This window comes from Desulfomicrobium baculatum DSM 4028, assembly GCF_000023225.1.
Classification (GTDB): Bacteria; Desulfobacterota; Desulfovibrionia; order Desulfovibrionales; family Desulfomicrobiaceae; genus Desulfomicrobium; species Desulfomicrobium baculatum.
Genome location: NC_013173.1, coordinates 292513 through 307500, shown reverse-complemented (window position 1 = coordinate 307500; position 14988 = coordinate 292513). Strand labels below are relative to the sequence as shown.

The 14988-nt window shown below is 58.9% G+C and carries 12 protein-coding genes and 1 tRNA gene (1 of these 13 only partly in view); 1 reads left to right on the top strand and 12 read right to left on the bottom strand.

All coding sequences use genetic code 11. The features are described from left to right. The 8 genes from asnS to ftsH all read right to left on the bottom strand — a co-directional run. Positions 1–445, bottom strand: partial view of an asparagine--tRNA ligase gene (gene asnS / locus DBAC_RS01345; RefSeq protein ID WP_012805472.1) — the start only. 938 nt of this gene lie to the left of the window's left edge; the window shows 445 of its 1383 coding nt (coding positions 1–445); its start codon is at positions 443–445; its stop codon lies beyond the left edge, outside the window. A 25-nt stretch (positions 446–470) separates the two neighbouring features. Further along, entirely contained in the window at positions 471–2780 is a 2310-nt protein-coding gene (priA, locus tag DBAC_RS01340; protein WP_012805471.1) for a replication restart helicase PriA, read from the bottom strand. A 58-nt stretch (positions 2781–2838) separates the two neighbouring features. Then, positions 2839–3711, bottom strand: a complete 873-nt coding sequence (galU, locus tag DBAC_RS01335) for a UTP--glucose-1-phosphate uridylyltransferase GalU (RefSeq protein WP_012805470.1) — start codon at positions 3709–3711, stop codon at positions 2839–2841. 65 nt (positions 3712–3776) lie between these two features. Beyond that, positions 3777–5126 (bottom strand): phosphoglucosamine mutase, encoded by a 1350-nt coding sequence (gene glmM, locus DBAC_RS01330; protein WP_012805469.1) that lies wholly within the window; start codon positions 5124–5126, stop codon positions 3777–3779. An 11-nt stretch (positions 5127–5137) separates the two neighbouring features. Next, complete coding sequence (locus DBAC_RS01325) at positions 5138–6055, bottom strand: CdaR family protein (protein WP_012805468.1); 918 nt, start codon at positions 6053–6055, stop codon at positions 5138–5140. After that, a complete protein-coding gene (gene cdaA / locus DBAC_RS01320) occupies positions 6055–6810 on the bottom strand; it encodes a diadenylate cyclase CdaA (protein WP_012805467.1) in 756 nt (251 codons plus the stop codon). The genes DBAC_RS01325 and cdaA overlap by 1 nt, the downstream gene beginning before the upstream one ends. Continuing rightward, positions 6804–7685 (bottom strand): dihydropteroate synthase, encoded by an 882-nt coding sequence (gene folP / locus DBAC_RS01315; RefSeq protein ID WP_012805466.1) that lies wholly within the window; start codon positions 7683–7685, stop codon positions 6804–6806. The genes cdaA and folP overlap by 7 nt, the downstream gene beginning before the upstream one ends. Positions 7686–7688: 3 nt before the next feature. Beyond that, positions 7689–9602 carry an ATP-dependent zinc metalloprotease FtsH gene (gene ftsH / locus DBAC_RS01310; protein WP_012805465.1) on the bottom strand — a complete coding sequence of 638 codons (1914 nt, stop codon included), beginning with the start codon at positions 9600–9602 and terminating at the stop codon, positions 7689–7691. Positions 9603–9818: 216 nt separating this feature from the next. Between ftsH and DBAC_RS01305 the strand changes: the two genes are divergently transcribed. Further along, positions 9819–9912 (top strand) — tRNA-Sec (locus tag DBAC_RS01305). A gap of 82 nt (positions 9913–9994) precedes the next feature. Here the strand turns inward: DBAC_RS01305 and DBAC_RS01300 are convergent. The 4 genes from DBAC_RS01300 to DBAC_RS01285 all read right to left on the bottom strand — a co-directional run bounded on the left by DBAC_RS01300 (position 9995) and on the right by DBAC_RS01285 (position 14313). Further along, complete coding sequence (locus DBAC_RS01300; RefSeq protein WP_012805464.1) at positions 9995–11101, bottom strand: amidohydrolase family protein; 1107 nt, start codon at positions 11099–11101, stop codon at positions 9995–9997. Positions 11102–11182: 81 nt separating this feature from the next. After that, the gene (locus DBAC_RS01295) at positions 11183–12145 is read right to left on the bottom strand and encodes an ABC transporter substrate-binding protein (RefSeq protein WP_012805463.1); all 963 of its coding nucleotides are present in this window, start codon (positions 12143–12145) and stop codon (positions 11183–11185) included. A 26-nt stretch (positions 12146–12171) separates the two neighbouring features. After that, positions 12172–13836: a methyl-accepting chemotaxis protein gene (locus tag DBAC_RS01290; RefSeq protein WP_012805462.1), complete on the bottom strand. Its 1665-nt coding sequence runs from the start codon at positions 13834–13836 to the stop codon at positions 12172–12174. A 9-nt stretch (positions 13837–13845) separates the two neighbouring features. After that, positions 13846–14313: a cytochrome c family protein gene (locus tag DBAC_RS01285; RefSeq protein WP_012805461.1), complete on the bottom strand. Its 468-nt coding sequence runs from the start codon at positions 14311–14313 to the stop codon at positions 13846–13848. Between the last annotated feature and the right edge of the window lie 675 nt (positions 14314–14988).

The window sequence follows — 14988 nt, the reverse complement described above, 5'->3', positions numbered from 1 at the left end:
CGCGGAAAAACTGATGCACGCCGTAGGACAGCTCGGCCCGGATACGGTTCAGGGCGCCGAACTTGTTGGTTCGGGGACGCAGATGAGCGATGGTGCGCAGGTACTCATCCGTGTGGCGCTTCTTCTGCAAAGGGTACGTGGCGTCGGCCTCACCGAGGACTTTCAGCTCGCGGGCCTTGAGTTCCCACTTCTGACCCTGCCCGGGGGATTCCACCAGCGTCCCGGTCAGACTTACGGCCGCGCCGGTGCCGATCCGGTCCATGTGTTCAAAGCCGACGGCACCGGCGTCGACGATGGCTTGCAGATTCTTGAGGCACGACCCGTCGTTTATTTCCAGAAACACGAATTCCTTGCTTTCGCGTTTGGTCCGCACCCAGCCCTGCACCACCAGTGATTCAACTTCCGCCTCGGACAACAGGATATCGGCCACTCTCAAGTTCTTCATAGCATCCCCTTACGATATTCGACGGCTAAAGCATGTCCATGGGATCGAGATCCACGGAAATGCGAACATTTTTTTCCTTGGCCAGGATTTCCCGCATTTGTGCGTAAACGCCCCGGATCGCCGGCCATGTATCGGCTTTAAGCAAACATTGAAAGCGCTTGCGGCCGCGCAGCACCGAAAGCGGCGCGGGCGCGGGTCCCAGAATTCGCACTCCGGCCGCCGGGCACACCAGGCGCATGCGACTTCCGAAAGCGGCCAGGAGGTCCGCTTCGGGCTGGTCCAGAGGCATCGAAATCCGCACCAACGCGAGTTTGACAAAGGGCGGGTACCCCATGGTCTGCCGCAAGGCGATCTCGCGGGTGAAAAACCCCTCGTAATCATTCTCGCGCACGAACTGCCAGCAGTAGTGCCCGGGATTGCGGGTCTGGATCAGCACCCGGCCGTTCTTTTCCCCACGTCCGGCGCGCCCCGCCACCTGCACCAGCATCTGGAACGATCGTTCCGTAGCCCTGTAATCGGGAAGATTCAAGCCCAGATCTCCGTCCACGACCACCACCAGCGTCACGCCGGGAAAATGATGCCCCTTGCTGAGCATCTGGGTCCCGACCAGAATCTGCGCCTCCTGCCGGGCAAAGGCGGACAGAGTCTCCTGCATGGAGCCGGCGCGGCGGGAAGTGTCGCGGTCCAGACGCAAGATTTTGGTGTCCCGGGGCAGATCGTCGCGCAAAAATTCTTCGAGCCTCTCTGTTCCCGCACCCAGCGGCAGAAATTCGTTACCCTTGCATCCGGGACAGGACAGGGGAAATTGCAACGAGTAGCCGCAATAATGACAGAGCAACAGCTCACGCCTCTTGTGCAGGGTCATGGAGACCTGGCAATGCGGGCATTTGACGGGTTCGGAGCAGGCCTCGCAATAGAGCACGGGCGAATAGCCGCGCCGGTTGTGCAAAATAATGACCTGCTCTGAGGCCTGTACGGCCTCCACCAGGGCGTCGCGCACAGAGGTGGCGAAAGGACCATGCTCCGGCGGCTCAACGCGCAGATCGACCAACCGGACTTCCGGCAACCGGGCCTCTCCCACCCGGTTGGGCAGACGATTGAGGGCGATGCCCCCGTTTCTGGCGGCGTGGAAGACCTTCACATCCGGAGTGGCCGAGCCCATGAGCAAAAGCCCCCCGCTGCGGGTGATCCGACCGTAGGCCAGCTCGCGGGCCTGATAAATGAGCCCCTCGTCCTGCTTGAATGAAGCGTCATGCTCTTCGTCCAAAATGACCAGCCCGGGCTCGATGGGCAAAAAAAGGCTGGAGCGGGTGCCGACGACAATGCAGGGCGGAGCCTGTCCTGCAAGCTCCATGAAGGTTCTTTGCCGCTCGCTCGGATTGAGGTAGCCGTGATAGAGCCGGAGCCCGGCCTCGGGCAGGGCCTCGCTCACGTCCCGGTAGAGCTTGAGGGCGATGCCCACCTCCGGAGCCAGGAGCATGACATGTTTTCCGAGGCAAAGACAGCGTCTGGCCAACTCCAGATAGACTGCCGTCTTTCCGCTTCCGGTCACTCCAAAGAGCAGCGCCGAACGCGGGTCCCGCTCCGCCAGCAGTTCCCAGCATCCTTCCACCGCCTGCTGCTGCTCAGCGGTCAGGCTGAAGGCTGCGGCCGCCGGAGCACAGACTTCCTCGGGCTGAAAATGGGACTCGATCTCGCGGACCAGGCCCTTCTTCAGAAGAACACGCAGGGGCTGGGACACATTCTTCCCGAAATGCGTGTTCAAAACCTTGGCGGACGAGACGCCATGCACGTCCAGATAGCGCAGGACGTCAAGCTGCGCCGTGGCCTGCGGGCGCACCGGCCACGGGGGTTCCGTGGTCAGGGAAAAGAGCCGTTCCTGCCTGCGTGGGCAGACATAGGGCGCGAACCGGCCCGCCAGCCAGTCCTGAGCCAGTCCCGCGCGCGCATCCGCCGCAGTCAATTCTCCAAGCCTGACGGCCTGCCCCTCCTGGGTCTTGAACAAGGGCAAATCACGGAGCGCAGCAGGCAGCACGCGCGCCAGGATCTTTCCTGCGGCGTCCATCTGGCGAATGGACAGATCGCGTATGAAATCAAGATATCCGGCGCTGAAAAAAGGGGCCGGGTCCACGGGCCAGAGCACATCCTTGCAGACGCAGCCTCCGGGCTCGCTCGCGTTGTCTTCCGTCAGTATGCCGACCCGGAACGACTTGCCCAGCGGCACGACGACACGCGCGCCGACATGCCACATCCGCCGGGGCAGATCCTCGGGCAGGGCGTAGGTCAGCACGCTGTAGGGCGAAGAGAGAAGAAGGACGGAACAGAATTCGCGCATGAATCCTCAAAAAAAAGGGAACGGGAGACCCGTTCCCTTGGCAAAGACCGGCAGGTTGTTAGCGGGAAGGCGGGATGAGTTCGCGCAGGCGGGCGATGAGATCGTAGCGCAGATCCTCGTCCTGCAGGGCGAAATAGATATTGGCGGTCAGGTAGTCGACCCAGTCGCCGACATCGAAGCGCTGTCCGCGCAGCTTCACGGCCAAAAGGCGATTGTCGCGGGCCATGGACTGCAGTGCGTCGGTCAACTGAATCTCGCCGGTCTTGTCGGGCTTCACGCCTTCCAGATGGTCGAATATTTCCGGGGTCAGCACATAGCGTCCCACCAGAGCCAATCTGGACGGCGCGCTTTCCATATCCGGCTTTTCCTTGACCCCGCGAATCCGGTACAGGCCCGGCGCAAATTCCTCGGCGTCGATGATGCCGTATTTGCTGACCTTGTCGCGCGGAACCTCCATGACTCCAACCACGGGCATGCGCTCGTTCTTCCAGACCTCAAGCAGCTGGTTGATGCCGGGATCGCGATTGAACATGAGGTCGTCGCCGACCATGACCGCGAAGGGCTCGTCCTTTATGACCTCGCGCGCGCACAGCACCGCATGGCCCAGGCCCAGCTGCTCCTTCTGGCGCACGACGATGATGTTGGCCATCATGGCCACCTTGCGCACTTCCTCCAGCAGATCCAGCTGGCCCTTGCGTTCCAGCAGCTGCTCCAGGGCGAGGTTGTAGTCGAAATGATCCTCGATGATACGCTTGTTCTGGTTGTTGACGAAAACCACATCCGACAGGCCGGAAGCTATTGCTTCTTCCACTATATATTGAATGGAAGGCTTTCGGAATACCGGCAAGATTTCCTTGGGCACATTTTTGGTCGCCGGAAGTGATCTTGTTCCCCACCCCGCCACCGGAATGACAACTTTACGTACCTGCATGCATCGCTCCTTTTTTTATCCCACAAAGAAGAAGGCTGCTCCTTGCTTCTTGAAATCTTGTGTCTTCAGGCCAAACCGGACTCGACGGCCGCGGTCAGGCTCGCGCACAGTTCGTCCACAAGGGCCTGGTCCTGCGCTTCGACCATGATCCGGGCCAGGGATTCCGTGCCGGAATAGCGCAGCAGAACGCGCCCGGTGCGCCCCAGTCTGTCTTCGGCATGCCGAACCGCATCCTTTATAACCGGAACCGTGTCGAAGGGCACTTTTTTCTTCACCTTCAGATTCACGAGCTTTTGCGGATACGGAGTCAGCAGTCCCGCGATCTCCGAGATGGGCTTTTGTCTGCCGACCATGATGCTCAGCAGCTGAAGGGCCGCCAACGTGCCGTCGCCCGTGGTCGAGTGCTGCATAAAAACCAGATGCCCGGATTGTTCTCCGCCCAGAAGATAACCGCCCTTGCGCATTTCCTCAACGACGTATCTGTCCCCGACCTTGGTGCGGAGCAGCCGCCCGCCGCGCTCCTGCATGAAGACCTCAAGGGCCATGTTGCTCATGACCGTGGCCACCAGCGTGTTTTCGGCCAGCGTGCCCCGTGCCATCATCTCATCAGCGCACACGGCCATGATCTGGTCGCCGTCCAGAATAGTGCCGTACTCGTCGACAACGATGAGCCGGTCGGCGTCCCCGTCCAAAGCCAGACCGATGTCGGCTCTGTGTTCGCGGACCTTGGCGGCGAGCACCTCGGGATGCAGGGAGCCGCAGCCCTTATTGATATTGAGCCCGTCCGGCTCGATGCCCAGGGTAATGACCCGCGCGCCCAGTTCTTCAAAAATCAGTGGCGCTACGCGATAGGCCGCGCCATGCGCGCAATCAAGGACGATGGTGAGTCCATCCAGAGTCATGCCCGCGGGAAAGCTGTGTTTGAGCTCGACGATATAACGCCCGGGGCTGTCCTGGATTTTCCTGGCCCGTCCGACCTGATCATGATCGGGACATTTCCAGACAAAATCAGGGCTGGTCACCATGGCGGCTATTTCGTCCTCCACCCTGTCGGCCAGTTTGAAACCGTCCTTGTTGAAGAATTTGATGCCGTTATCCATGTACGGATTGTGCGAGGCCGAAATGACCACGCCCAGATCGGCGCGCATATTGCGGGTCAGAAAACTGATGGCAGGGGTCGGCAAAGGGCCGACCAGAAAGACATCCATCCCTGCCGCGCAAAAACCCGAAGTCAACGCCGATTCAAAGACATAACCCGAAAGCCTCGTGTCCTTGCCGATGACGACCCGATGCCGCTTGTTCCCGTTCCGGAAATACTGACCGGCGGCAAGCCCGAGACGCAGCACCAGTTCCGGTTGCATCGGGTGGCTGTTGACCCGCCCGCGAATTCCATCAGTTCCAAAAAGTCTGCCCATCCATCCTCCGATTACGGAACAAATTCTTCATTACGCTGTACTATGATCTCGATTTCCTCGGGCTTGGCTTCCAGAATCTTCACGCCCTCGGGAAACCGGGGAACAGGCGGAATCACGCTCTGCCCGATGGCCGGGTTCGAGCCCGGATCAATCATCAGGTGCAGGCTCTCGCGCCAGTCCTTGTCTTTCAAAAGCCGCACCGGCATCTCCAGCCTGATGCGCACGAACTTGGGTTCGAACGTATAGCTGAACGTATTGTATCGCACCGGTTCCAGATTCATCTTGACCCAGAGCTCCTGGGTCGTGAGACCGAACTGCAATTCGTAGCTGACCGAGGACACCGGGGTACGGACGTCCCTGGGCATAAGCAGGCGCGCCCGCCCGGAGGCGCTAAGACTCTCGTCGGGCGAAACCTGCACCAGGGTCGTGGAGATGCTGTCCACCGACTCAAGCGCGCTGGCGAAACCCGTAACCGTGACCTGGTCCGGAAAGACCGTGGCATTCTTGAACTGCACGTCATCCCCGGGCAGGCCTGTCCAGTCGAGCTGCACCGGCACGGTCTTGGAGACCACGACATCGGCCACAAGCTCAAGCCGCGTGGGGCTGATTTCCACCACTTCCACGGCCGAGGTGATGGTCATGCTTTCCGGCACCAGCGGAATGACGTTGGTGCCGACATTGATCTTGCCCAGGTCCAGCTTATAGGCCAGACGGCCGACGTTCAGGGAGCGCACCTGGTTGCTCGTGCCCCTGATCCGCACCTGAAGCTTGCTGACCAGGCCGGAGGTGATCTCCATCTGAGGAGGCAGATTCACGAATTCAAGGGGCACCTCAAGCCACGTCTCGACCTTTTCCTGGCCCGAGACCACGTACCAGCACGCCAGGGCCAACAAGATGGCCAGAACTCTGTATTGCCAATTATTCCACATTATTTCCTCAACGCAGCGGCAAGGACTTTTTTCAATCGAACCTCATTCAGGCTGCTGGTGATCCGACCGCCCACAGCCAGAGAGATGCTGCCCCGCTCCTCGGACACAATGAGCGCCACGGCGTCCGTTTCCTCCGTCACGCCGATGGCGGCGCGATGCCTGGTACCCAGCGCGGACTCATGCTTGAGGCCGACGGCCAAAGGCAGGATGCAGGCCGCCGCTTCAATCCGGTTGTCTCGGATAATGACCGCCCCGTCATGCAACGGCGTATCGGGATGAAAAATCGTCAGCAACAAATCCTTGCTGAAGGCCGCATGCAGCTCGATACCTCCCGAAACCACGTCTCCCATGGGAATGTTGCGCTCAATGACGATAAGCGCACCGGTCTTGTTCTTGGCCATATGCACCAGGGCCAGAATCAACTCGTCCAGAACCGCGGTCTGCACCGAATCCTTCTTGAAGATCGTGGTCGCCCCCATGACCGCCAGGGCCTTGCGGATATCACGCCGGAAAAGGATGATGACCACAAGGAAGATGGAACCCAGGAAATTTCCGAGCAGCCAGTTCAGGGTGTACAGTCCAAACTGACCGGCGGCGAAATACGTCACGATGATGAGAAGAAGGCCGTAAATGACCGAAACTGCCCGGGTGCCCTTGATCAGCAAAATTATCCGGAAAAAAATATAGCCCACGAGCAGGATATCGAGGATATCCCGCCAGGTGATCTGCAGATTGCCAACGGTAAAACTCAGCACCCCTGTTCCCCCGAAGTTCCCTTCCCAAGCATGTGTGCGACGGTCAGGCCGTCACGAATTTCGCGCACCTCGTGCACCCGGTGGATACGCACACCCTTCTCAAAAAGGGCGACGGTCGCGGCCAGCGTGGCCGCGTTGCGTTCCCGCCCCTGGCGGCCGAGCAGCTCTCCCCATAGGGATTTATTGGAAAGCGCCATGTACACGGGCCTGCCGAATTTGAATAATTTACAGATATTTTTCAATATTTCAAGATTATGTTCAACAGTCTTGCCAAATCCGATGCCGGGATCAAGAGCAATCCGGGACTCGGACACCCCCGAACGCACCAGAATTTCAAGCTTCGCTTCGAAAAAGCGCATGATTTCAGCCATCACGTCCTCGTACCGGGGCTCAACCTGCATGGTCCGCGGGCGACCGAGGCTGTGCATGAGGACGTAGCCGGGATGAAAATCGCGCACAACCTGCAGGAGTTCCGGGTCGACATCCATGGCCGAGACGTCATTGAGGATCAGGGCTCCGGCTTCCAGGCAGGCTCTGGCCACGGAGGCCTTGGTTGTGTCCACCGACAGGACGGCATCCGGCCTGACCGCGAGGATCCCCCGCACAACCGGCAATACCCGCGCCAGTTCCATGTCTGCGGGTACGGGCTCGGAAAAAGGGCGGGTGCTTTCCCCGCCGATATCGAGGATGTCCGCCCCCTCCTCCAAGAGCGCAAGCCCTTTGGCCACGGCTGCGTCGACATCGGCGGCGTGTCCGCCATCATAAAAAGAATCGGGCGTCACGTTCAGGATGCCCACAACAAAAAAGGGGGCAGGACCCAAAGTCCTCCCCCTGCTCACATCCCAGGAGACCGTATCCAATCTCACCGGGTTCATGGTTTATTCTCCTGCCTTGTCGCCGCTGTTCTCCTCATCCAGGGTGAACCCTTCTTCCGGGGCATCACCCTCGGCGGCCGGGGCCTGCGTCGCAGCCGCGGGCTTTACGCCGTTCTGGACCGGAGCCAAGGTCTCTCCCTTGATGATCCTGCCCACTTCCTCGCCGGTCAGGGTCTCGCGATCGATGAGGGCCAGGGACAGGGCATGCAGCAACTCCTGGTTGTCCTGCAGGATGGTCTTGGCGCGATTGTAGGCCTCGCCGAGAATCCGTTTGACCTCAAGGTCGATGAGCTTGGCTGTCTCGTCGCTGTAGTCCTTGATGTGAGCCATGTCGCGGCCCAGAAAGACCTCATCGTCTTTCTTGCCCAGCGCCATGGGACCAAACTCCTCGCTCATGCCCCATTCGCAGACCATGCGCCTGGCCATGGCCGTGGCACGTTCGATGTCGTTGCCGGCGCCCGTGGTGATGGAATTGAAGACCAACTCTTCTGCGGCCCTGCCGCCAAACAGCACGGCCAGATTGTTCTGCAGGTACGTCTTTGAATACGTGTGCCGATCGTCCACGGGCAGCTGCATGGTCACGCCCAGGGCACGACCGCGAGGGATGATGGACACCTTGTGAATGGGGTCCGTGCCGGGCAGGAACTGTGCGACCAGCGTGTGACCGGCCTCATGATAGGCGGTGGTCTTCTTTTCCTCGTCGCTCAAAATCATGGAACGCCGTTCCTTGCCCATCATGACCTTGTCCTTGGCCTCTTCAAAGTCGATCATGGTGACCACATCCTGACTCAGCTTGGCCGCATGCAGGGCCGCCTCGTTGACCAGATTCTCGAGATCCGCGCCGGAAAAGCCGGGGGTTCCGCGAGCGAGCACTTCCAGATCGACTTCTTTGGACAGAGGGGTCTTGCGGGTGTGTACTTCAAGGATGCGCTTGCGGCCCCTCAAATCCGGATTGGGCACCACGACCTGACGGTCGAATCGACCGGGCCGCAGCAGGGCCGGGTCAAGCACGTCGGGACGGTTGGTGGCCGCGATGAGAATGACGCCCTCGTTTGATTCGAATCCGTCCATCTCCACAAGCATGGCGTTCAGTGTCTGCTCGCGCTCGTCATGTCCGCCGCCGAGGCCTGCGCCACGCTGACGGCCCACGGCGTCGATTTCATCGATGAAGATGAGACAGGGCGCGTTTTTCTTGCCCTGGATGAACAGGTCGCGCACCCGGGCGGCGCCGACACCGACGAACATTTCCACGAAATCCGAGCCGGAAATGGAGAAAAAGGGCACTCCGGCCTCGCCGGCCACGGCCCTGGCCAGCAGGGTCTTGCCTGTGCCGGGGCCGCCGACCAGGAGCACGCCCTTGGGGATGCGGCCGCCAAGGCGGGTGAACTTCTTGGGATTGCTCAGGAAATCGACAATCTCCTGCAGCTCTTCCTTGGCTTCGTCCACGCCGGCCACATCCGCGAAAGTCACCTTGGTTTCTTCCTGGGTGACCAGCTTGGCACGCGATCTGCCAAAAGACATGGCTTTTCCGCCTCCGCCCTGCATCTGACGCATGAAGAATATCCACACGCCGATAAGGAGCAGCATCGGGAACCAGGAAATGAGCACCGTCATGTACCAGGGGGCATCTTCCTGCGGCTCGGCCTTGACCTGGACGTTGCTCTTGACCAGCGTGTCGACCAGGGTCGGATCGTCGGGAGCGTAGGAGGTGAAACGCTGGTCGTTGACCAGGACTCCAGAGATACGGGAACCCTGAATCTTGACGCTGGATACCTCACCCTGGCGGACTTTATTGAGAAATTCCGAATAATTGAGGTCATTAGTCGAAACCGGCGGCTGATTGAACAGATTGAACAGAACAATCATGACCATGCAGATCCCGGCCCAGAGAACCAGATTCTTTGAAAAACTATTCAAATGAAATAACCTCCATAAGCCGGATTGAGAAGCGCTCCTCTCACCGACCATTTTGCTTCATAGAATGAATGAAACCGTAGCGGAACAAGGAAACATTGTTAAGGTCAGTTTGCAGAATGACAAGAAAATTTTCACCAAAAAAAAGCTTTTTTAAAAGGTTCCTGGAAAAACTTGATCATTGCCGAGGGCATTGATAGATACGAGCCTCTTCGAAGGGGAAGCGTATCGTCACCGGTGTGGCGCCCGGTCTTCAAAACCGGTGGAAGGTCGAGAGGTCTTCGGTAGGTTCGACTCCTATACGCTTCCGCCAACGATCCCATCAAACGCGCCTCGCCTTTCTCGTCTCCCTGTTTTTTCTTTGTGCCCGTGACCGTCAAAATCATCGTCCATCGTCATTGCATATCATCCGGAAGCACCGCCCAGACTGCGCGCTTACCGACGGCCAGGCTCCCATAGTCCGCGTCAATTCCAAGCGCCCTGGCCGGATTGCGGGTCACCAGCTCCAGAAGATCAAAGAGAGACGCCGTAGAGGGCATGAGCGCACGCACGGCCCGCAGCTCCTGCCACAGGTCGAGACTGGGGACCGACGCCAGGGAATCCGTACCCAGACACAGAGGAACTCCCGCCGCGCACAACGCGGCCACGGGCGCGTCGCCTACTCCGATCTGGCGGTTGCTGCGCGGACACAGGCAGACCCGGGCTCCGCTTGCGGCCACAATCTCCACATCGTTTTCGTCCAAGTGCACACAATGCACCGCCAAAGTGCGTTCGTCCAGCAGACCAAGTTCGCGTGCGAACCTGGCGGCGCTGAGGCCCGGCGCGGCAAATCCCTTGGGCAAAATGCGGCGGGTGCGCAGAAAATCGGCAAACTCACCGCCGCCGCTTTGAAAAAGTTCGTTCTCTCCCGGCACTTCGGCCAGATGCAGGCTGAAAGGAAGACAACGGGATGCGCACCATTCCTTGATGGACCGGGCCAGGGTGTGGTCCGTGGAATATAAGGCGTGCACGCCCGGACTCCAGTCCCTGGGCAGGGACCTGGGACAAAATTCGCGGGCCCGACCCGAAAATTCGTTGAACAGGAAGCCGCCAACCCCCTGACTTTCCAATACGCGGCGGACCATGTCGAATTCACGGCCGACCACATCGGCCATGTAGCAGGTTCCGCTTGCGCGCGCCTCCGCCACCGCCCGCGCCATCGCCGCTTCAGTCACCCTGCTTTCGCGCATGGCGGCAAAGAGGCCGTCCGCCCAGGCCTCGAAGCTCCGGCCGCCGGGCACCCGTCCGGCCAAATGCGACAATTCCAGATGAACATGGGCATTGATGAGGCCAGGCACGATGGTCACCGGCCCCAGATCGCGACAAGCTCCATTCCCGGCCACTTCGCGCCAGCCTCCCACGGCCAGGATGCGCCCCTCCCGGACCAGAATTCCGCCATCCCGAATCTCGGGACACTGCGGATTCATGGTCAGGATACGCGCGGCACGGATCGCTTCCGTCATGCCCGGACACCTGTCGTCGTGGACGATACATAAAAAAAGAGGCGGCCAGGCCGCCTCGATACAAAACTGCGCAACGCAGAGCTATTCATAAATCTTGTCGGCGGTCTCTCTGACTTCTTTAGGTACATCCACGCCAATCTTCCTGGCGGCCCCGAGATTGAGGTGCAGCACCAGTTCCTGCTGCGTCTCCACGGGCGTGACGGACGGAAACGAGCCATCGACCAGAATGCGCTTGGCCATGAGGCCGGTCTGGTACCCATGCTGATAATAATCGAACGCCAGCGCAGCCACTGTTCCGCGTTTCACCGAATCCACATCCGCGGAAAACAGAGGCATTTTTTCCTGCTGGCAAACCTTGATCACGGACTCCAGAGAGGAAATCACCGTGTTGTCCGTCGGCAGATAGACTGCGTCGACCTTGCCGACGAGAGCCTTGGCGGCCTGGTAGACATCGCTGGTCTTGGCCACGGTCGCCTCCACCACTTCAAAACCGGCCTTGGCCCCTTCGGCCTTGACCATGGCCACAGTGGTCTTGGAATTCGCCTCTCCGGCGTTATAGATCATGCCCAGCTTCTTCAGATTGGGATAGAAGCGACGCAGCATGGCCATATGCTGGCCCACAGGCAGCATGTCGGAGACGCCGGTGATGTTTTTGCCGGGCTTTTCCAAGTCATCGACCAGCCCCGCGCTCACAGGGTCGGTGATCGCCGTGAACAGGAGCGGACTCCCGGCCAGGATCGGCGACCTTTTGGAGGCCAGCGCGCAAGCCTGAGCTGCGGGCGTGGCAATGGCCAGCACAAGGTCGGGATTTTCACCGGCTATCTGGGAAGCGATCTGGTTGGCCGTGGCCATGTTGGCCTGGGCGTTGTGCACGGAGTAGGTCGCCTCCACGCCCTGCGCCTTCAGACTGTCCTGAAAGCCTTTCAGAACAGCATCCAGTGACGGATGCTCGACAAACTGACTCACGGAAACGTTGTAGGTTTTGGCGAAACCCGGACAGGCCATGGCCAGCACAAGCGCCGCGGTCACAAAAAACTTCTTCATATGTGCGTCCTCTTTTAGTCTAAAATCTAGCTGATGCGAAACATCTGCACGAGCCCTTTAAGCTGTTCCGAGAGGGCGCGCAACTCTTCCGCATGCTCCCGAACCGTTTCGCCATTGCGGCTCATGTTCGAAGCCGAGTTGCTGACTTCCGCGATCTGGACAGTAATCTCGCCGGCAACTCCCGAAGTCTGGGTCACGTTATGGTTGACCTCGTCAAGACCCTGCGAGGCCTGGCCGATGTTCTGCGCTATATCGCGGGTTGTCGTGGACTGTTCCTCCACGGCGGCGGCGATGGTGGCCACGATGGAATCGATGTCCGTGATGACCCGGGTGATCTCGCCGATGCGCCCGATGGTCTGATCCGTGGCGCCCTGGATTCCGCTGATCTTGTTGCGGATTTCATCCGTTGCTGCCGCCGTCTGGTTGGCAAGTTCCTTGATCTCATTGGCTACGACCGCGAATCCCCGCCCTGCCTCACCGGCTCTTGCGGCCTCGATGGTGGCATTGAGCGCCAGCAGGTTTGTCTGGGAAGAGATGGCGGTGATGGTCTGCGTCACCGAACTGATTTCGCTGGCCACGGCGCCAAGGCGGTCCACATCGGTGGAAGTGGCCTGCGCCACGCTCACGGCCTGGGCGGTAATTTCCCTGGCCCGGCCCGTGCTTCTGGAGATCTCTTCGATGGTCGCGCTCATCTCTTCGGATGCGGCGGCCACCGTCGATATGTTGACCGTCGCCTGCTCGGTGGCCGCTGCCACCGAACGCATATTCTGGCTCATTTCCTCGGCGGCGGCGGCCACGCTGTTGGAACGATCCTGATTGTCCCGGGCCACGCTGGCCACGGTTTCCGATACCGAGGTCAATTGTCCTGAAGCTTCCGCCAAGGTGCCTACGCCGGAGATTATCTCCTGCATCATGGAGCCCATGTGCTCGGTCATGGTGTTCACGCTCTGCGCCAACTGGCCGATCTGATCCCGGCTCTTGGTCTCCACCCGTACGGTCAGGTCACCTTTGCTGATCTTCTCCGTAGCCAGCGCCACCGCATGGACAGGCTTGAAAATCGCGAGACGCATGAAAAATGCCAGGCAGCAAAGGAGCACGACCATGCCCGTAGCCATAATCGCCCCGGCCTTGATCTGGCCGTCCATGAGCGCGCCCATTTGCCTGGAAATGTCCTGCCGCATGACCAGAACCCCGAGCACCGGCTGATTTCCACCGTGGCAATGATGGCAGGCAGGTTCGTTCGGAATGGTCTTCACTTCGACATAGGAGGGCGTGCCGTCGATTTCGGTGATGACCTGACTTATCCCGTCGGTTTTCAGACGTTCCGCGAGCATGCCGGCCAACTCGGGCGCTTTGACGACGTCGGCAATTTCTCCGCGCAGAGACTTCTCCGCAGTGGAATAGGTAATATTGCCTTTGAAATTTGTCAGATGGATATCGATATCGTCATAACGCGCCCCGACTTCCTCGAATTTTCGAGTCGTCCCGGCATTGTCTCCGAGAGCCATGGGCTCCCGGATGGCCAAGGCGAGCATTTCCGCTGTACGTTCCGCAGTGACCTCGACCTCGTGCAGCGTGCCGGCCTTCTGCATGAAAAAGGTCGTCCAGAAAAGAATGCCGAAAAACACCACCAACACCAGAGCCGTGGTCCCAAGCATCTTGGCGGCAAGAGATCTTCGGAAAATGTCCATCACGACCTCCTAGTGCGCCCCGCCGTAGAGCAGCGGCTTGAAATTGAATGACTTGACCCGGTCTTCGTTGTGACAGCCCACGCAATCTTCCATGGTCAATTTGCCCTTGATCAGTTCCGCATCACCCCCGCTCTCCGCGTGGTCATAGCCAGGACCATGACAGACCTCGCATCCGGCATCGGCCAGATGCGGCGTCTTTTCGTAGCTGACGAAGCCTCCGGGCTTGCCAAACCCCGTGGCATGGCATCCATAGCAGGTTGCAAGCTCCGCCTCGGTCAAGTCCGAAGCCATAATTTTCACAGATCTGTCCGAATGGGACTTCTTGGCGTATTTGGTAAAATTTTCATACTGTTCTTCATGACAGTCCTTACAGGCGGCAGTGCCGACATACGAGTTTTCCGCCATGGCGGAAAACGGCCATAATATGCATACCAGTACAAAGGCACGCCACACATTGAGCACGACTCGTCCCTCCATTCCCCCTCCTTGAACGGATTCATTCACGACAACACCATTCCTGCAAAGCGAATCGCCAGACCCTCTATTTTTAAATATTGTTAAAATGTTACATGAAAAAATAAATAACGTCAACAACTTATCTGTCATTTTCCACGTCTGCTTCCTTGCTGCCAAGCTGTAAACGCGCCCACGCGACAACACGAAAAACAGGAATTTTAACAGTGACATACACACGAGGCCAACAAGCATGAACATTTCCTCCGCCCACAAACATATGTATGACAGACCAAATCTATGGCTTTCTGCGGGACAAAGGAGTTTGCTATCATCCAGGCCGAACCTCCTCGCGCGCAGAATACGCGCTCGGAATTCCTCTTCATGACAGATCCGGAAAAGGCCCTTGTCATGACCGGTCGCAGCCGCCGTCCGGGAGTTCAAAGCGATGTCGTCACACGTTTTGCCGGTCATCCTCCTCCAGTTGCCAAGAATGCCGCCCATTGAGAGATTCCGCTCCATGTTCCACCTCCAGTGATAGTAACACCCTGCACGTACCTAGTTATTTAGATGAGAACATGACGAGCGCGTAACTGGGTTTGCTATGTATTTTCAAAGATCAATAATTAACAATCATACTTAAAAATTATACCTACAAACTACTCACAAACACGTATTGTCCGGCAGATCATGGCGACC